Genomic DNA, 18960 nt, shown 5'->3' on the forward strand with positions numbered 1-18960 from the left:
TTCGAATGATAATGGGGAGTAACCATATGAAAAAGCTGCTGACTGCAACTGCAGCCACCGCTCTGCTGGCGGGCACCGCAATGGCCGAGGACGTCAAACTGGGCGTGCTGTTCGGCTTTACCGGCCCGATTGAATCGCTGGCTCCGGCCATGGGGTCGGGCGCCGAAATGGCGATGGCCGAAGTCACCGAATCCGGCAAGCTGCTGGACGGCGCATCCGTCACCGGAACCCGCGCTGACACTGGCTGTATCGACAATGGTCTGGCCACCTCGAACGGTGAGCGCATGATCGCCGACGGCGTTGCCGGAATCATCGGCGGCGACTGCTCGGGCGTGACTGGTGCGATCCTGCAGAACGTCGCAATTCCGAATGGTATGGTGATGATTTCACCGTCAGCGACCTCGCCGGGTCTGTCGACCATGGAAGACAATGGCTTGTTCTTCCGCACCGCGCCGTCGGATGCGCGTGAAGGTCAGGTTATGGCCGATATCCTGAACGATCGCGGCATCAGCTCGATCGCTTTGACCTACACCAACAACGACTATGGCAAGGGTCTGGCGGACGCCATCCAGTCGTCCTACGAGGCGTCGGGTGGCGAAGTGACCATCGTGGCCGCGCACGAAGACGGCAAAGCCGATTATTCGGCTGAAGTCGGCGCGCTGGCCTCGGCTGGTGGCGACATTCTGGTTGTAGCTGGCTATCTGGACCAAGGTGGTCTGGGCATCATCCAGTCGGCGCTGGACAGCGGTGCATTTGACACCTTTGGCCTGCCCGGCGGCATGATCGGTGACTCGCTGCCTGCCAATGTTGGTCCCGACCTGAACGGCTCGTTCGGTCAGATCGCCGGTTCGGGTGGCGAAGGTGCCGAGAAGTACTTTGCCATGGCAGAAGCCGCGGGTTTCGACGGCTCGTCGCCCTATTCGCCTGAATCCTATGACGCCGCTGCGCTGTTCATGCTGGCCATGCAGGCTGCAGGCTCGACCAGCCCGGCGGACTATGGTGCGAAGATCATGGATGTTGCCAACGCTCCGGGTGAGAAGATCTATCCGGGTGAACTGGCCAAGGGTCTGGAACTGCTCGCTGCCGGTCAGGAGATCGACTATGTCGGTGCCTCCGGTGTTGAGCTGATCGGCCCCGGTGAAAGCGCCGGTTCGTACCGTGAGATCGAAGTAACCGACGGCGAAAACAAGACCGTCAACTTCCGTTGATCCGGCGTTAACAGTCATAAAATCGAGCAGCCCGGGCCTTGTGTCCGGGCTGTTTCAATGACAAAAGGCCGCACCTCTTATACGGGGATGGGACAATAACGCCGAAAACGGCGGCTAGGGGAAAAGATGATCGTCGTCGAAGACGTGCACAAGCATTTCGGCGGGTTTCATGCGGTGGATGGGGCATCGCTGGAAATCCAAAAGGGCTCGATCACCGGTCTGATCGGACCGAACGGTGCCGGAAAAACCACTCTGTTCAATGTGATTGCGGGCGTTCTGCCCCCAACCAGCGGCAAGGTCCATATGGATGGTGAGGATATCACCGGCCTGCCGCCGCATGAGCTGTTTCACAAGGGCCTTCTGCGGACTTTCCAGATCGCGCATGAGTTTTCCTCGATGTCTTGCCGCGAGAACCTGATGATGGTGCCCGGCGCGCAATCGGGTGAATCGCTGTGGAATACATGGTTCGGACGCAAGCGCATCGCGGATGAGGAGCGTGCATTGCGGGCCAAGGCGGATGAAGTGCTGGAGTTCCTGACCATCGAACATTTGGCCGATCACAAGGCCGGTCAGGTCTCGGGCGGTCAGAAAAAGCTGCTGGAACTGGGCCGCACCATGATGGTCGACGCCAAGATCGTGTTTCTGGACGAGGTCGGCGCCGGTGTGAACCGCACCCTGCTGATGACCATCGCCGACACCATCCTGCGCCTGAACAAGGAACGCGGCTATACTTTTGTCGTCATCGAGCACGACATGGATTTCATCGGCAAGATCTGCGACCCGGTCATCTGCATGGCCGAGGGTAAAGTTCTGGCCGAAGGAACGCTGGACGAAATCAAGGCCAATGAACACGTGATCGAAGCTTACCTAGGCACCGGCCTTAAGAACAAAAACAAGCTGGAGGCGGGCGCATGAGCGACAACCCCTACCAGGACGACAAGGGCAACAAGGACGCCTCAATCACCAACACGCATGGTGTCGGCACAATGACCCCCGCTCATCGCAAAAGCGGCGAGACGCATAAGGTCGAGGGCGGCCCCTTCCTGATCGGCGACACGATGACCGGTGGTTATGGCAAGGGTCCAGACATCCTGCACGATTGCACCATCGCCGTCGACAAAGGTGAGATTGCAGTGATCGTTGGTCCCAACGGTGCAGGTAAATCCACCGCGATGAAGGCTGTGTTCGGGATGCTGGATGTCCGCTCTGGCGCAGTGCGGCTGGATGGCGAGGACATCACCTCGCTTACCCCGCAGGATCGCGTGATGCGTGGGATGGGTTTTGTGCCCCAGACCTCGAATATCTTCACCTCAATGACGGTGGAAGAGAACCTTGAGATGGGCGCATTCATCCGCCGCGACGATTTCTCGGACACGATGGAGCAGGTCTATGACCTCTTCCCCATACTCCGCGACAAGCGCAATCAGGCCGCCGGAGAGCTGTCGGGCGGCCAGCGCCAACAGGTCGCCGTGGGCCGTGCGTTGATGACACAACCCAAGGTTTTGATGCTGGACGAACCCACTGCCGGCGTTTCACCCATCGTGATGGATGAGTTGTTCGACCGGATCATCGAGGTCTCGCGCACCGGGTTGCCGATCCTGATGGTCGAACAGAACGCCCGTCAGGCGCTGGAGATCGCGGACAAGGGATATGTGCTGGTTCAGGGGCGGAACGCCTATACTGGCACAGGCAAGGAACTGTTGGCCGATCCCGAAGTGCGCAAGAGTTTCTTGGGGGGGTGAGGATGAAAACTAGTCTTCTCAGCCTTACTTGTGCGTGCTTCCTGAGTGACGTCGTGTTTGCCGAGGGAACAAAGCTCCAAATGGAACAGCATGCAAGTGGAGTTGTTCTTCATTGTGAGTTTGAGAACAACCGGACGGTGAAGCTATTGTCGGTCGATGATAGAGTTGTTTGGCACGAAAATGGCAAGGAATACCCTACAAGTTCTTGGGCTCATATTCGCATAACGGATGATCCAATCTTGTCCGTGTTCGCCTATGGCATCGGTATTGGGAGTCCAAGGCTCGATATGTATCAGGGCGTCACTCACGCTGAAAAGCCCACCTATGAACTTGGGACAGCAGTCTTGAGCGACACACAGGTTGGCCGCGATAAGCTGCTCATAAGGACCGTCGAAGGCTATTGCCAATCGGAGCAACATAAATAATGGACTTCCTCAACGCCTTTGTGGCGCTCTCCAACTTCGTTCTTGTTCCCGCAATCGCCTATGGCAGTCAGCTGGCGCTGGGGGCGCTTGGCGTAACCTTGATCTACGGCATCCTGCGGTTTTCGAACTTTGCCCATGGCGACACCATGGCCTTTGGCGCGATGATCGCAGTGCTGGTCACATGGGGCCTGCAGGCCGCCGGGGTCAGTTTCGGGCCGTTGCCGACCGCCCTGCTTGCCCTGCCCTTTGCCATTCTGGGCTGTATCATTCTGGTGCTGGTCACCGACAAGCTGGTGTACAGGTTCTATCGCGAGCAAAAGGCCAAACCGGTCATTCTGGTGATCGTATCGATGGGCGTAATGTTCATCATGAACGGGCTGGTGCGCTTCATTATCGGGCCGGATGATCAGCGGTTCTCGGACGGCGCACGGTTTCTGATCAAGGCGCGCGACTTCAAGGCCTGGACGGGGCTGAACGAAGGACTGGCGATCAAGACCTCGCAGGCCATCACGGTCGTGGTTGCGGTGCTTGCCGTGGCCGCCTTGTTCTGGTTCCTCAACAAGACCCGCACCGGCAAGTCGATGCGCGCCTACTCAGACAATGAGGATCTGGCGCTGTTGTCGGGCATCAACCCCGAGCGTGTGGTCATGATCACATGGATCATCGTCGCCGCGCTGGCGACCACCGCAGGTGTTCTCTACGGCCTCGACAAGAGCTTCAAGCCTTTCGTTTATTTCCAGCTTCTGCTGCCGATCTTTGCATCGGCTATTGTGGGCGGCCTCGGAAACCCTCTGGGCGCCATCGCAGGTGGTTTCATCATCGCGTTTTCCGAGGTGACCATCACCTATGCGTGGAAAAAGGTGCTGACTTATCTGGCTCCGGAAATTCTGGAGCCATCCGGATTGGTCCAGTTCCTGTCCACCGATTACAAATTCGCCGTCAGCTTCGCCATCCTGCTGATCGTACTGCTGTTTAAGCCCACCGGCTTGTTCAAGGGAAAAGTGATATGAGCGAGCCCGTCAAAAACACCCTACTCTTTGTAGTCGTTGGTGCGCTGATCCTGCTGACCGGATTTACGCAAAGCTGGAACGCAGCGATCCTGATCCTGAACATGGGCCTGATCTCGGCCATCATGTCCATCGGGGTGAACCTGCAATGGGGATTTGCGGGCCTCTTCAATGTCGGCGTCATGGGCTTTGTCGCGCTGGGCGGGCTGGCGGTTGTGCTGGTCTCGACCCCTCCGACGCCGGGTGCATGGTCTGGTGGTGGATATGGTGTCATCCTTGCACTGTTGCTGGGCGCGGCGACCGTGGTTGCCGCAGTGATGGTTGCGCAGAAAATGCCCAAGGGGCGCATGCAGACGCTGGCCATCATAGGCATCCTCGTGGTTGGATTCTTTGTTTATCGTGCGATCTTTGATCCAAATGTCGCGGCGATTGAGGCGATCAACCCTGCGGTTGCAGGCAATATCGGTGGCCTTAACCTGCCCGTTCTGCTGGCCTGGCCTGCCGGAGGTTTGTTGGCCGCCGGTGCCGCCTGGTTGATCGGCAAGACCGCGCTGGGCCTGCGCTCGGACTATCTGGCGATTGCCACGCTGGGGATTGCCGAAATCATCATCGCGATCATGAAGAATGAGGACTGGCTGGCTCGTGGGGTGAAGAATGTCTACGGCATCCCGCGCCCCTCACCCGTGGTTGGGTATGAGGTCGAACTGCAGCAGGACCCCTCTTTCCTTGCGCGCGCCGAGTGGTTCGGGATTGACCCGGTTACCGCGTCGACGCTGTCGGTCAAGCTGGGCTATTCGCTGCTGTTCCTGATCGTGCTTCTGGTGCTGCTTTGGATGGCTCAGATGGCGCTCAAAAGCCCGTGGGGCCGCATGATGCGCGCCATTCGTGACAACGAAGTTGCCGCCGAGGCGATGGGTAAAGATGTCACCCGCCGCCATCTGCAAATCTTCGTTCTGGGCTCGGCCATCTGCGGTATCGCGGGCGCAATGATGACCACGCTGGACGGGCAGCTGACGCCGGGCACGTATAATCCGCTGCGTTTCACGTTTCTTGTCTGGGTGATGGTGATCGTGGGCGGATCGGGCAACAACTTTGGAGCCGTACTGGGCGCGTTCCTGATCTGGTTCTTGTGGGTGCAGGTCGAACCCATCGGTCTGTGGCTGATGAACCTGATCACCGCCGGAATGCCCGACGGAAGCGCGCTCAAGTCGCATTTGATAGACAGCGCAGCCCATATGCGCTTGTTTACCATGGGCCTGATATTGCTGATTGTTCTCAGGTTCAGTCCAAGAGGCCTGATCCCCGAGAAATAGCCCCGGATCAGACAAAATTTACCGAACCGCGCCCATTGAGTGGCGCGGTTTATTGATTGTTAAACCTTTATTTTGTAGATGCGATTATCACCACCCACTGAAACATCAGGTTCCTAACAAATCCGGTCGGAATTGCGCGGCATACGGCCAATCCGATTTTAACTATTGAAAACAAGGTTGAGGCTAAATGAACAGAACACTCAAGGCCGCCATCGTCATGATCCCGCTTGCGGCAATGCTGACCGCCTGTATCCCGTCGCCAGAAGATCTGGAAACCACCCCGGTTCAGGTACAGACATCCAAAGGCGTCGTGACCTGTCAGCTGTATCGTCATGATCGCGTGACCTGGGACCGTGCGATTAATTTCCCGGCAACCAAGATGTCGGTATCCGAGGCTGACAATTACTGCCGTCAGGAAGGCCAGCGGCGCCTGAAAGGCTAAGCGATGTCGGCGCCCCAATCCGAGGAGCGCCAGCACCATCTCTTAGCGATTGCGGAACAACCCGCCCAGAATGCCGCGCACAATGCGGCGGCCGGTTGTTCCCTTCAATTCCTTGATCACGACTTCGCTCATCGCTGTGGCAAAGGTATCTTTCTTACGTGAAGCACGCGACGAGGAACGCCCGACGCGGCTGCCGGAATAACGGCGGGCCGAAGCGTATTCACGTTCCATGGGACTTTGCTGATCCAGAATCTCGTCAGACTCGGCCTCGGCTGCTGCCTGCGCCGCGGTGTTGGCCCGCGCCTGCAGGATTTCAAACGCCGATTTTCGGTCGACCCGCGTGTCATATTTCGCCTGCATCGCCGAGGCATCCATTACCGCCTTGCGTTGCGCCTTTGTAATCGGCCCAAGCTGAGACCCCGGTGGCCGGATCAGGGTTCGCTCGACCATCCCCGGAACGCCCTTTTTCTGCAGCATTGAGGTCACCGCCTCACCCACGCCGACCTCACGAATGGCGGTTTCAGTGTCGAATGCCGGGTTTTCGCGATAGGTCTCGGCCGCCAGACGCAGGTTCTTGCGGTCCCTTGCGGTAAAGGCGCGCAGGGCATGTTGCACCCGGTTGCCCAGTTGCCCCAGAATATCCTCGGGAATATCCGCCGGGTTCTGCGTGATGAAATAGACGCCAACCCCTTTCGAGCGGATCAGGCGCGCAACCTGTTCGACCTTGTCGACCAGCACTTTGGGTGCGTCTTCGAACAGTAAATGCGCCTCATCAAAGAGAAATACCAGCTTGGGTTTGTCCGGGTCGCCGACCTCGGGCAGTTCCTCAAAAAGCTCGCTCAGAAGCCAAAGAAGGAAAGTCGCATACAGGCGCGGGGCACCCATCAACTTGTCCGATGCAAGGATGTTCACCATCCCCTGCCCGTTTTCATCCGTGCGCATCAAATCCGAAAGTTCAAGCGCCGGTTCGCCAAACAGGTTCGTTCCGCCCTGATTCTCCAGCACCAACAGCCGCCGCTGAATCGCTCCGATCGATGCGGTCGAGACATTGCCGTAGCGCAAGGACAACTGCGCCCGGTTTTCTCCGATCCAGACCAGCAGTGCTTGCAGATCCTTGAGATCCAGCAGGGGCATCCCTTCTTCGTCCGCCACGCGGAAGGCGATGTTCAGGATACCCTCCTGCGCCTCGCTGAGTTCCAGCAGCCGCGACAACAGAAGCGGGCCCATCTCGGTGACGGTGGTGCGCACCGGATGGCCCTGTTCACCAAAGAGATCCCAGAAGGTGACCGGACACGCGCCATATGAAAATGCGTCGAACCCGATCCGGGCTGCACGATCCATGAACGCCTGATGCAGTTTGTGCTCGGTGCTGCCCGGCAGTGCAAGGCCGGACAGATCACCTTTGACGTCGGCCATAAAGACGGGGACGCCCGCCTTCGAAAACCCCTCGGCCAGGATTTGTAGCGTCACGGTTTTGCCAGTACCGGTCGCGCCCGCGATCAACCCGTGGCGGTTAGCGTATTTCAGCGAAAGCCCTTGCGCCTGGCCGTACCCTTCGCCCGCGCCGCCAATAAAGATATCGTTGTCCATTAAGTAACTGTCCCGAATTCTACGATCTGACCCAAGCATACAAAGTTAACCTTTGGCTGCGAGAGTGAATCTCGCTTCATTGCGGTTCTGCTGCGATGCGGCAATTTCCTCCCTGTTGACTGGCCGTGCCTTCGGGCACGGCATTTTTTCAGAATACGGCAAATTTCGCCCTTAAATAGGTTAAATTCTTTGGGTTAGCAGTTGACCCACGGGTTCCCCTTTCGTAACGTCTGCGCATAACTAAGTCGGCCAGTCCGACGGGGAGAAAATTCTATGAAGGGGGCCGCTCCACCGGCTCCCTTCTTATTTGCCCAAAACACGATTTTCCGGACCAACTTCGGCGAAAAAACGTACAAATACCGCCTTGTTCATCGGTTTGACACTGACACCGCCAACGGGTGGTGTTAGACCGGTCAAAAAGCTGGATCAGCAAGATGAGGCATTCATGATCAGGAAACTTCTCCCGCTTAACCTTGTGGCCGCAGCACTGTTGTGTGGCACGGCCTATGCGCAGGACACAACAGAAGCCCCCGAAGCGGAGGCCGAGGTTGGAAGCGATCTGGATCTGGGTCAATCCGGCCCCCGGATCGGCGAGCAATATGTCAAAGAACAAACCGGCGACTGGAACATTTCCTGCATCAAGACCGAAAGTGATGACGATCCCTGTGCCATGGTGCAGATTCTCAACAACCAGCAAGGCGATCCGATTGCCGAAGTGTCGATCGGTAAACTGCCCGAAGGCGGCGCGGCCGTGGCATGGGCGAATGTGGTCGTTCCCCTTGAGACCCTGCTGCAGGCACAGTTGGCTGTTTCAATCGATGGTGCGCCGCGCAAGCTTTATAACTATCACCACTGCGTTCCAGTCGGCTGCATCGCTCAGCTTGGGCTGACCCAGGGTGATATCGATGCAATGAAAGCGGGCTCGAAAGCGGTTCTGTCGCTGGTCCCTGCCCGCCTGCCTGATCAGGTATTGAATATGGACATGTCCCTGAGCGGCTTTACCTCAGCCTTCGACGGGCTGAACGTATCGATCAGATAAACCCCTGACCAAAAGCCAAACAAAGCCGCCGTTTCAAACCGGCGGCTTTCTTATATCCGCTTCAGCGCGAGAACCGCGTTCAGACCGCCAAAGGCAAACGCGTTGCTGAGTGCGACATCGACCTTCGCCTCGCGCGCTTCGTTGGGGACAACATCCAGCGCGCATTCCGGGTCGGGCTCTTCATAACCGATTGTCGGGGCAATCACGCCATCGCGCAACGCCATGATACAGGCCAGCAGCTCGACTGCGCCGGTGCCGCCGATCAGATGACCGTGCATCGATTTGGTCGACGATATCATCAGGTCATCCGCATGCGGCCCGAACACATCCGCAACCGCCGCGCATTCCGTCTTGTCATTGGCCGCCGTACCGGTGCCGTGCGCGTTGATATAGGACACGTCGCTTGCATTCAGGCGCGCATCCCTCAGGGCACCGGCCATCGCGCGCGAGGCGCCCTGTTTGCTCGGCATCACGATATCAGCCGCATCCGAGGACATGGCAAAACCCACAACCTCACACAGGATATCGGCCCCGCGTGCGCGTGCATGTTCATATTCCTCGAACACGAAAATTCCGGCACCTTCGCCCTGAACCATACCATTGCGATTGGCGCTGAAGGGACGGCAGGCGTCCTTGGACATGACCCGTAACCCTTCCCATGCCTTGACCCCGCCAAAGCACAACATGGATTCCGATCCGCCGGTCACCATCGCCGGGGCTGCGCCGCTGCGGACCAACTGAAACGCCTGCGCCATCGCATGGTTCGACGATGCGCATGCGGTCGATACCGTAAAGCTGGGGCCTTTGAGGTTATGCTCCATCGAGACATGACTGGCCGCCGCATTGTTCATCAGTTTCGGCACTACGAACGGATGCACCCGGTTCTTGCCGTCCTCGTAAACCGAACGGTAGTTATCATCCCAGGTCGAAACTCCGCCACCTGCAGTGCCCAGAACCACACCGGACCGCGCCGCCGTGTCACCGGAAAACACGATACCGGATTGGTCGATCGCTTCTTTCGCTGCGGTCAGAGTGAACTGCGTGAAGCGGTCATAAAGGCTCATCTGTTGCCGATTGAATCGGCCTTCGGCCTCAAAGCCGCGCACCTGCCCACCGATCCTGATCGAAAGGCGGTCGACATCGCGGAATTCCAGTTGAGAAATACCGCACCGGCCTTCGCGCATCGCTTCCAGAGTATCGGGCACCGAATGACCCAGCGAGTTGATGGTGCCCGCACCCGTAATGACTACGCGTTTCATAATCCGGCGTCAGACCTTTTCCGCGACAAGCTTTTCAATGCCCGCAATGATTGCAGCGACATCGGTGATGTCGAAATCGCTTGCGGTCGGCTCATTGGCGTTGAAGGGCACCGAGATGTCGAACTCTTCTTCGATGGCAAAGATGCTCTCGACCAGACCAAGGCTGTCGATGCCCAGATCTTCGAGCGTGCTATCGGGCGTCACATCCGAAGGCTCCAGCACTGCCTGTTCGGCAATGATTGCAATGACGCGGTCGCTGATGCTCATATCGGTTCCCTGATTTTCGCGTTGGGGATGATTTAATCGCTCGACGGCTGTTTGAAAACAGCCTTTTTCAACGCTTCGACGTCACGGACCATGCGCGGCAGTCGGCGTTGCGCTTTGTAAATCTCGGTGTGGCTTTCCATCTTGATCCCCGGATAGCCCATGATGACCCGCCCGGCAGGTACGTTCGACAGGATCTTGGTACCGCCACCGGAAATCACGCCATCACCGATGAAGATATTGTCGACAACACCGGTCTGGCCGCCCAGCACGACGTTATTGCCAATCTCGACCGACCCCGACACGCCGGTCTGACCGCATAGCAGACAATCCTGACCGACGCGCGTGTTGTGACCCACATGCACGAGATTATCCAGCTTGGACCCGCTGCCAATCACCGTGTTGCGGATGGTCCCGTTGTCGACGGTACAGTTGGAGCCAACCTCGACATCATCGCCAATCTCAACCGCGCCCAGGGAATGGATTCGCATCCAGCTTTGCGCCTTGGCATCCCCTTGGTCACCCAGGGTTTTTCGGGCATTTTCGGCCCCTGAAACCTCGGGCGTGACATAGCTGAAGCCGTCGCCACCGATCCGGGCCCCCGGCTGGGCGATGAACCGATCACCAATCTTCGCACGCGCCCCGATGCTTACCATTTCGCGCAACAAGGCATTTTCACCCAACACCGCGTCGATCCCGACCACGCAATGTGCCCCGATGACAGACCCAGCCCCGATCTGAGCGCGCGCACTAATGACGGCCAGCGGGCCAATCGAGACATTCGCGCCAATCTCGGCTGTCGGGTCGATCACGGCAGAGGGGTGAATTCCGGGTGCAATCCCCTGCCCCCGATCCAGCATCGAGGTGATCCCGGACATCGCCATCCGCGGACGTTGAACGAATATGGCCGCCTCAAGGCCCAGGGACTGCCAATCGGCACCATCCCAAAGCACGGCGGCGCGGGCAGAGCCATTTTCCAAAGCCTCGGCATATTTCGGAGACATCGCCATCGCCAGATCGGTTGGCCCGGCATCCCCTGGCTCGGCGGCGCGCAGGATGGTCAGGCCGGTCTGACCGGCGGCCTCGGCCCCAATGGCTTTGGCGATTTGCTCAACGGTGAACTGCATGTCGGGCTTCCTTTTGGCAGGACTTGCCCCCGTGATTACCCCTGAACGTCCGGCAGGGCCACCCCTGCCTTTTGCAACGCTTCCCAAATCTTGGCGTCACGGTTGTAGACATCGCGGCGGTACTGAACGTCCCCCTTCGGGCCGATATAGGCGGTGCGATAGATCAGATGCACCGGTACTTTCTTATCCAGTTTCACCGTCGTTTCCTTGCCCGTGTTCAAAACGCGGTGGAAAAATGCCTTGGGATTCTCCTCCTGCCGGGCCAGCAGCGCATAGGCAAACTCGAACGGTTGTGCCAGCCGGATACAGCCATGCGAGAACGCCCGCACCTCGCGCGCGAACAGAGATTTCTGTGGTGTATCATGTAGATAGATGTTGTACTTGTTAGGGAACATGAACTTCACCAGCCCCAGAGCATTGCTTCGGCTGGGGGGTTGGCGCATCGAAAACGGGAAGTTCCGCGCGGTGAACTGAGTGAAATCCACGGCACCGCGATTGACCTGCCGTCCGCTACGGTCCGTAATCTGGATATGCCCGACCGCATTCGGATTGGATTGCAGTTTGGGCAGATATTCCTTGGTGATGATCGAGCGCGGGACATACCAACTGGGGTTGATCACCATATGCTCCATCTCATCCGAGAATTCGGGGCTGCGGCGATCGCTCGTGTTCTTGCCGATCACGGCGCGGGTCTCGAACGTAACTTGCCCGTCATCCACGATCTTGGCCGAAAAATCCGTCTGATTCACAAGGATATGGCGCTGACCACGATCCTCAGGCAGCCAGCGCTCGCGTTCCATTGCGACAAGGACGGCGCGCAGACGGTCCGATGCCGGACGATTGACCTCGGTGATCGTCCCGTTTCCTGCGACACCATCGGGCTCCAACCCATGCGCCGTCTGAAACGCCCTTACAGCTGCAATCAGTGCATCGTCATAAGCCGGGCTGGCCGTTGGTTTCATATATCCCATTGCAACCAGTCGGTTGCGCAGTTTGATCACATTCGGACCGGTATCGCCATGCTCGAGCTTGGTGACCGGAACGGTTGCACCCCATCCACCCTGAGCGATCAGATCTTCCAGCACCCTCTTTTGTTTGATCAACGCGCGGTATTGTGGCGATTGCGGCATCAGCGCCTGGAAATATCCCGCGTCTTCGGACGATGTGAGGCGTTCAAGATGCGCAACGGCCGAGCGCCGCTCGACCTTTCGCACCAGCCCATCATCCACCTGTGATGGCGTAACCGTACCCGATTGCATATCGCGCGCATATTTCACGAACACACGGCTCAGTTCCGCCTCGACCAATCCCAGATCACGGGTGGTCCGGGCCTGCTGCATTTGCGTCAGCAGCGATTGCACGTCATAGCGCGCCGCTGGCAACCCATGCAGATCAGTTGTCGACAAGGCCTTGATCAGAGCCGCACGCCGCGCCTCATGCTCCGCTGTTTCGCCAACCCAGATCGGGTCGAAACCATTGCTGCGGTAATATTCGGCTATTGCCGGGGTCGAAGCCGTGTTCTCGGCAACCGCCATCTGAAAGGCCGTTCCATCCGTGCCAGCATGCGCCAAAGATGCGCCAGAGGCCAGCAGGGCAAACAGCAGAGAACGGGAACGAGAAACAAACGACATGGGATGACCTTGGTTATTCAATAACTTGACGCACACTGCTCGGGCGCGTCAGAAGATAATGTTAAGCCGCTTGGTCAATGTCTATTCACAAATGCATCACCAAGACGCATCTTTTTGCCCGTGGTGCGCGTTTGCATCGGGCCTGACCTAAGCGCGTCAAATTAAAGCATACCTGCATCAGTTGCGCAAAAAACTGCCGAAAATTCCCCCTAGTTTTACCTGCGACCAAAGAATTCTTGGCTGTTGATTCCGGCTGTGCCATAAAATCCGCATCTGGGATGGGAAAAATTAACACCGCGCGCGTAACATCGTGCGCAGGCAGGAACAGTACGGGACGAAACAAAAAATGACCAAGAGCAGTGCATCGGGTTTGACCCGTCGTGCCCTATTGGGTGCATTCGCAGCAACGGCAGTCGTAGCAGCTCCGACCTATTCCAAGGCAGCAGGATTCCTTCGCGGCGGGGGCGATATTCGTCGCATCCGTATGTATTCGGGCCGCACGGGCGAACGTCTCGATATGGTATATTGGGTCGATGGCAAATACATCAAGGACGCCGTCAAAGAAGTGAACTACTTCATGCGCGATTGGCGCAATGATCAGGTCAAACCCATGGACCTGCGCACCATCGACATCATGGCAGCCGCCCACAACATGCTGGACGTCAGCGAACCTTATATGCTGCTCTCGGGCTACCGCTCCCCCAAAACCAACGCCATGCTGCGCTCCAGATCGCGTGGAGTTGCCAAGAACTCGCTGCACATGAAAGGCCAGGCCGCCGATCTGCGCCTGTCGTCGCGCTCGGTTTCACAGATGGCCAAGGCCGCAATGTCCTGCCGTGCGGGCGGCGTCGGGCAATACTATGGCTCGAACTTCGTCCACATGGATTGCGGCGTCATCCGTACCTGGCGCGGCTAATCGCTAAGAACTTCGTTCTGTTGAGTTAACCCCCTCAGCCCATGCTGTTGGGGGTTTTGTTTTGCCTGATCATCTGTATCAGGCGTCGCATCAACACTGAGGAAATGGCGCACTTGGGAGGTCTGCGCTTATCGTTTTCTTTCACAGGTTTTCATTGGAAACAGTTACCCCATCACGGCACAATTTATCGTAATCGGTGCGTCGATCACACGTTTTCGGCGTAATTCCAGGTGCTCAGGTTGTTGATGTCGGATTGTTTGTGCCCGTTTGCGATGGCGGTCAGTGTTCGATTGGGCCAGGCGTGCGGATCGGCGCTGTTCAATTTACAGGTCTCCATCATTGACGCGAGGATTGCCCAGTTCTGTGCTCCGGCCTCATGGCCAGCGAAGAGCGCGTTCATGCGATTCAGGGCAATCGGGCGGATTGTGCGTTCGATGCTGTTGGAATCCAGTTCCACGCGACCATCGTCCATGAACACGGTCAGGTCGTCCCAGCGTTTGGCAATATAGCTCAGGGCTTCGCCGATGGGTGATTTGGCGGAGACGCGAGAGCGCGTTTCCCGGAGCCAAAATTCCATCCGATCAATGATTGGTTTTGAGCGTTCCTGCCGCACTGTGTTCAGGGCGGCCGGGCTTTGGCCTCTGATTTCCTTTTCGATGCGGTAGAGGTCCTGGATCTGCGTGATACCCTCATCCGCATCGAAGTGGCTTTCCCAGCTTTGGCCACGTCAATGAGCTTACGACGGGCATGCGCCCAGCAATGAGCCAATTGGATTGCTCCTTCCTGCCGTTTGAGCAGGCGATTGTATCCGGCATAACCGTCTACTTGCAGCGTGCCGTTGAACCCTGTCAGAATCTGCTTTGCCTATTCATCGGCGCATCCCAGCGCATAGGTGAAAGCCACACCGGGCGGATCAACCCTACCCCATGGCCTGTCATCGCGGGCGAGCGCCCAGAAGTAACCTGTTTTGGTCCTCTTGCGACCGGGTCCAGGACCGGGGCTGCGGTCTCATCCATGAACGGTTTGGTCGAGCGTTTCAAATCAGCCATCAGGGCATCGTAAACAGGGCGCAATTCGAACGCTGCACGACCGACCCACGCCGCCAGGGTCGAGCGATCCAGATCAATCCCTTGCCGGGCGTAAATCTGGGCCTGCCCAAACGGGGGAGATGATCCGCATATTTATGGATGATCGTGCTCTGAGACGCGATTTTCTGGCCATTTGTGATTAGGGTTTTCCGCGACGAATTCCTGGCTGGGAGGAGGAACGGAAGCGATGAAAGCAGCGAGATTTACGGACGCGCAGAAAGCGTTTGTTTTGAAGTAGGTTGAAGAAGATAAGACAGTTGCTGAAGTCTGCCGTGAGGCCGGGAACAGCTCGGCGACATATTTCAATTGGAAGAAGAAGTATTCGGGTATGTTGCCCCCTGACATGCGTCGTCTGCGCGAGTTGGCAGACGAGAACAGTCGCTTGAAAAGGATTGTGGCCGATTTGACGCTGGACCGGGAGATGTTGCAGGACGTCATCAAGCGAACGCTCTGAGGTCGGATCGGAAGCGCGAGCTTATTGACGGTGTCCGGGAAGTCTGGCGGGTGTCTGACAGGCGCGCCTGCAAGGTGTTGCGGTTCGACAGATCGACCTACCAGTATGCTTCCCGCTGCACTGATCCGACCGTCCTGACACGGCGCATCAAAGAGATCTGTGAGACCCGTGTCCGTTATGGATACAGGCGCGTGTACTATGTGTTGCGCCGCGAGGGTTTACCGGTCAACGTCAAGAAAGTTTACAGGATTTACCGCGAGATGGGGCTGCAATTACGGAACAAATCGCCAAAACGGCGGGTGAAGGCCAAGCTGAGGGAGGATCGCTCGGATGCCGCGAGGCCCAATAATGTGTAGGCAATGGACTTCGCTCATGATCAGCTTGCGACTGGCCGTAAACTGCGCGTCCTGACTGTGGTCGATACATTCTCGCGCGTCTCACCCGTCATCAACCTGAAGTTCAGTTACAAGGGCGAGGATGTTGTCGCTACGCTGGATCGAGTGTGTCTGCAGATCGGCTTCCCGGCGACGATACGGGTGGATATTGGAAGCGAGTTCATCTCTCGGGATATGGACTTATGGGCCTATCAAAATGGCGTCACGCTCGACTTCTCACGCCCAGGCAAACCAACCGATAACGCCTTCGTCGAAGCATTTAACTCCAAGTTCAAAGCAGAGTGTCTGAACATGCATTGGTTCCTGTCGCTGGCAGATGCTTGCGAAAAGATGGAGGAGCGGCGTAGATACTACAACAAAGAAAGACCGCACAGCGCCATCGGGAACATCCCACCGGCAATGCTGGCAAACTCACATGACGATACCAGCAAGTCATGATGAGAAAAGGCGGAAAACTCTACGCCCAGGTGGCAGAAGGTTGGGCAGCAGAGCATCGTAAGAAAGCAGCAGACGAGAACTGCTTCTCGATCAGATTGCGCATCATAAGTGCCCACCGCGGGCTTCGGCCCTAAGATGGAACGAATTTATGCTAGGATGAAAGAGCGCGCAGGCAGGAGCGGCGGGGCTGGAACTCTGATATCGTCCTCTCGACCACGCACAGGGGTGCCCCATTGACTTACCTCTTGGATGCGGCTCTGATTACACCGCTTCTCAGCACTTTTTGATCTTCGATTGGCTCAAGTTGATTTCAACTTTTACGGAAATGTGTCCTTCAAGCACACCAATTCCGTTGCTCTGATTCCCCCCCCGCTTGAAGTTCGTCTATTTGAAATTAGGCAGTTTTATGAGTTGGGGAAGCCAGGAATTAGAATAGCGATTGCCAATAAAGCCGATATCTTGCGCAACTGTCTAAGGTTGGATTTCAATTTCTTCTCGCGTTCAAGACAAAACTCTCAAGTAATCCTCAATATGGCCCATGCTCTTTGAAACCTCTGGACCCCTACGACACAGAATGCGTTCTTCCTTGATTGTACGCACACGCATTTTGAACCCGCGAGTACTTGCGATCAGGTGATAATTCGGTCGGATCTTCTTTGCTCCGCCTCGTCTGGGAAGCACGTCCATGCGCAGCCCCTCCAACTCACGAACAAGCACGGCAAGATGCAAGGCAGCACCTTCCTCACCACCGATCCGTTTGGCTGACGCAAAAAGGTCCAACTGCTCAGCCAGCGTCAAATTCTGTGGATGTACCACAGTCCAACCGAGCTCTGGCAGGCGTTCTTCTACTGCCTCAAATCCGATGCGCGTAGGACCACTTGGTAGCTGACTGCGCGACAACCAGATTTTTTTCTTACCACCACCTATCGGACCTCGCCGGGCAAGAAAGTGTGCATGAAGGGGGTGAAATTGGTCGCTGATTTGAAACCCGGCTTCAGGTACGATTACTTTCGAGAATCGGGTCGGTCGGTCAATCAGACACACCCTGCGTTCCAACCCGAGATGTCGGAGCAGATCCATTTGCCAGGGGGTCAGTTCGTCTTGCCCTGGCACAACAGACCAAGCGATCCTCGCACGGCGCCAAACATCAGTGGCCCAAAGGCGCGCCAGCGACTCCAGCAGGAAATGGCCGAAATGGTCATAAAGTGGCCCGGCGTAAATCACAGTACCACTAACACGCGCGGCTGGGATGAACTCTCCGGGAACGGAAATTCGCACGCCGTTTCGGACCAAAAGACTCGATTCCACGCATTTTCCATCCGCCGAATAGACACCTGACCGAGCCAACAGTGCTTCGGGAAATGGCCCATCTTGGCCCGGAACCGTGGCCCAAGGTGCGATCAGCCCATTCCGAACGCTTGTATACGGCAGCCGAGCATTCGTTTCTAAGTCGGATTTCTTAAGCAAATCTAATAAGTACATGACCTGAGCCAATTTTGTTCGCGTTGTTAGACCTCCTATTAAAACTAGACTTTGCGGAATTCCAGCGGATGTACACAACGCACACTGACATAGTAAGACTTCAGACGCATTTGGCTTATGCGGCATGACCAAATGTCGAACCGCAACACGTCGAGCGAATACAAACGTCCACGCACAGGACCCGATCAGGTCAACTTTGTTGTTTCAGATTACCTCTCGGCTTTCTAAGCTTCTGCCACCAACCGCTGCTTGGCCGGGGCTGTTCAGGCTCTGGCATCACAAAGCGCGAAAGCGGAGAGTTCAGGCGGGCAAGCGCCGTGTCAATGACGGGATCAAGTTCTTCCCAGCGCAACTTATGGGCACCCTTTTTGCTGCGACGTTTGAAAAGCTCGATCTCCCCTCGCAACGCGCGTTCGATATGTTCAGGATTGTTGATGTCAGGGCGATTGAATTCCTGGTGCGAGAAAGCATTTATCTTCTTCTGAATCTGCTCGGGATCCATTAGATAACTGAAATGCCAGCCGGCATTTGAAATTGTAGGCTTTCCCTTTGTTATTCTCAAAGAGTTTGGCGAGACTACCATGTGACGTCGGTAGAGTACGCAAGATTTCGACCAGTCGGATCTTCGGAAGTTCAGGTAGAAATAATACATCTTTTGCTGCAGTTCAGATGGTTGTTCGGAGTCAACCTGACGCAGAACTTCGGGCATATTCGGAATTTCGTCGACATCAGAAATCACGACAAGATCGTCCGGCTTCGCATCCACCAATCCGCGCTCGATACAGTTACGTTGAAATTCTTCGCGAATCCAAGGATTTGGCGATGCCGGCATATCCTCTACCTGAATGTAGATGATGCGATCTTTCCACGCCGAAAACCGCTGGATGTGATCTGGCAGGCAAAAATCTCTGGAGCTCCCGGTGAAAGACTCGTTGGCTTCCACAATCACCCAACGATCAACATAATTCTCAGTGAGCGCGAAACGCAACTCAAGAAGATCGACTTCATTATAGAAGGTAAAGCAATCGAATATCATTGCGGCCTATCCCCTTGATGGTTCATCGAATACATCATGCTTTGTAGCGTTGCCATGAAGGTATGCAAGGTGCTGAACTTCTTGAGTTATGCTCTGCTGCCCAA

Annotated in this window: 16 protein-coding genes and 2 pseudogenes; 10 read left to right on the forward strand and 8 right to left on the reverse strand. The window is 56.7% G+C overall.

Annotated features, from left to right (window positions below; all coding sequences use genetic code 11):
- Positions 1 to 26: 26 nt before the first annotated feature.
- From ACR3E4_RS16595 to ACR3E4_RS16625, 7 genes are all read left to right on the forward strand, one after another.
- On the forward strand, positions 27 to 1208 hold the full coding sequence (locus tag ACR3E4_RS16595) for an ABC transporter substrate-binding protein (RefSeq protein WP_480536321.1): 1182 nt from the start codon (positions 27 to 29) through the stop codon (positions 1206 to 1208).
- 126 nt (positions 1209 to 1334) lie between these two features.
- Positions 1335 to 2123 (forward strand): ABC transporter ATP-binding protein, encoded by a 789-nt coding sequence (locus ACR3E4_RS16600; protein ID WP_480536320.1) that lies wholly within the window; start codon positions 1335 to 1337, stop codon positions 2121 to 2123.
- A complete protein-coding gene (locus ACR3E4_RS16605) occupies positions 2120 to 2950 on the forward strand; it encodes an ABC transporter ATP-binding protein (RefSeq protein ID WP_480536319.1) in 831 nt (276 codons plus the stop codon). The genes ACR3E4_RS16600 and ACR3E4_RS16605 overlap by 4 nt, the downstream gene beginning before the upstream one ends.
- 80 nt (positions 2951 to 3030) lie before the next feature.
- Complete coding sequence (locus ACR3E4_RS16610) at positions 3031 to 3375, forward strand: hypothetical protein (protein WP_480567095.1); 345 nt, start codon at positions 3031 to 3033, stop codon at positions 3373 to 3375.
- On the forward strand, positions 3375 to 4385 hold the full coding sequence (locus ACR3E4_RS16615; RefSeq protein WP_480536317.1) for a branched-chain amino acid ABC transporter permease: 1011 nt from the start codon (positions 3375 to 3377) through the stop codon (positions 4383 to 4385). The genes ACR3E4_RS16610 and ACR3E4_RS16615 overlap by 1 nt, the downstream gene beginning before the upstream one ends.
- Positions 4382 to 5695 carry a branched-chain amino acid ABC transporter permease gene (locus ACR3E4_RS16620; protein ID WP_480536316.1) on the forward strand — a complete coding sequence of 438 codons (1314 nt, stop codon included), beginning with the start codon at positions 4382 to 4384 and terminating at the stop codon, positions 5693 to 5695. Before ACR3E4_RS16615 ends, ACR3E4_RS16620 begins: the two co-directional genes overlap by 4 nt.
- 187 nt (positions 5696 to 5882) lie before the next feature.
- Positions 5883 to 6137: a hypothetical protein gene (locus tag ACR3E4_RS16625; protein ID WP_480536314.1), complete on the forward strand. Its 255-nt coding sequence runs from the start codon at positions 5883 to 5885 to the stop codon at positions 6135 to 6137.
- Between the two features lie 42 nt (positions 6138 to 6179).
- On the opposite strand, the gene ACR3E4_RS16630 is transcribed toward ACR3E4_RS16625, so the two are convergent.
- The gene (locus ACR3E4_RS16630) at positions 6180 to 7727 is read right to left on the reverse strand and encodes a helicase HerA-like domain-containing protein (RefSeq protein WP_480536313.1); all 1548 of its coding nucleotides are present in this window, start codon (positions 7725 to 7727) and stop codon (positions 6180 to 6182) included.
- 445 nt (positions 7728 to 8172) lie between these two features.
- Between ACR3E4_RS16630 and ACR3E4_RS16635 the strand changes: the two genes are divergently transcribed.
- On the forward strand, positions 8173 to 8766 hold the full coding sequence (locus ACR3E4_RS16635) for an invasion associated locus B family protein (RefSeq protein WP_480536311.1): 594 nt from the start codon (positions 8173 to 8175) through the stop codon (positions 8764 to 8766).
- 50 nt (positions 8767 to 8816) lie between these two features.
- Here the strand turns inward: ACR3E4_RS16635 and ACR3E4_RS16640 are convergent, their stop codons facing one another.
- Genes ACR3E4_RS16640 through ACR3E4_RS16655 form a run of 4 tightly spaced genes read right to left on the reverse strand, consistent with a single transcriptional unit; the run spans position 8817 to position 13047 of the window.
- Positions 8817 to 10025, reverse strand: coding sequence for a beta-ketoacyl-[acyl-carrier-protein] synthase family protein (locus ACR3E4_RS16640; protein WP_480536310.1), 1209 nt, complete (start codon positions 10023 to 10025; stop codon positions 8817 to 8819).
- Positions 10026 to 10034: 9 nt separating this feature from the next.
- On the reverse strand, positions 10035 to 10292 hold the full coding sequence (locus tag ACR3E4_RS16645) for an acyl carrier protein (RefSeq protein WP_480536308.1): 258 nt from the start codon (positions 10290 to 10292) through the stop codon (positions 10035 to 10037).
- 32 nt (positions 10293 to 10324) lie between these two features.
- Positions 10325 to 11416: a UDP-3-O-(3-hydroxymyristoyl)glucosamine N-acyltransferase gene (gene lpxD / locus ACR3E4_RS16650; protein WP_480536306.1), complete on the reverse strand. Its 1092-nt coding sequence runs from the start codon at positions 11414 to 11416 to the stop codon at positions 10325 to 10327.
- Between the two features lie 35 nt (positions 11417 to 11451).
- Positions 11452 to 13047, reverse strand: a complete 1596-nt coding sequence (locus ACR3E4_RS16655; RefSeq protein ID WP_480536305.1) for a L,D-transpeptidase family protein — start codon at positions 13045 to 13047, stop codon at positions 11452 to 11454.
- A gap of 346 nt (positions 13048 to 13393) precedes the next feature.
- Between ACR3E4_RS16655 and mepK the strand changes: the two genes are divergently transcribed.
- Entirely contained in the window at positions 13394 to 13963 is a 570-nt protein-coding gene (gene mepK, locus ACR3E4_RS16660; protein ID WP_480536304.1) for a peptidoglycan L,D-endopeptidase MepK, read from the forward strand.
- Positions 13964 to 14168: 205 nt separating this feature from the next.
- Here the strand turns inward: mepK and tnpC are convergent.
- Positions 14169 to 15155: pseudogene (gene tnpC, locus ACR3E4_RS16665) on the reverse strand (IS66 family transposase); the annotation flags it as partial.
- Between the two features lie 83 nt (positions 15156 to 15238).
- On the opposite strand from tnpC, the pseudogene ACR3E4_RS16670 reads away from it, so the two are divergent.
- A pseudogene (locus tag ACR3E4_RS16670) lies at positions 15239 to 16338 on the forward strand (IS3 family transposase).
- Between the two features lie 501 nt (positions 16339 to 16839).
- Here ACR3E4_RS16670 and ACR3E4_RS16675 read toward each other — a convergent pair.
- Positions 16840 to 17832 (reverse strand): glycosyltransferase family 61 protein, encoded by a 993-nt coding sequence (locus tag ACR3E4_RS16675; RefSeq protein WP_480536671.1) that lies wholly within the window; start codon positions 17830 to 17832, stop codon positions 16840 to 16842.
- A 178-nt stretch (positions 17833 to 18010) separates the two neighbouring features.
- Positions 18011 to 18856, reverse strand: coding sequence for a glycosyltransferase family 17 protein (locus ACR3E4_RS16680; protein WP_480536673.1), 846 nt, complete (start codon positions 18854 to 18856; stop codon positions 18011 to 18013).
- Positions 18857 to 18960 lie beyond the last annotated feature (104 nt).

Source organism: Ruegeria sp. AP11, assembly GCF_056535865.1.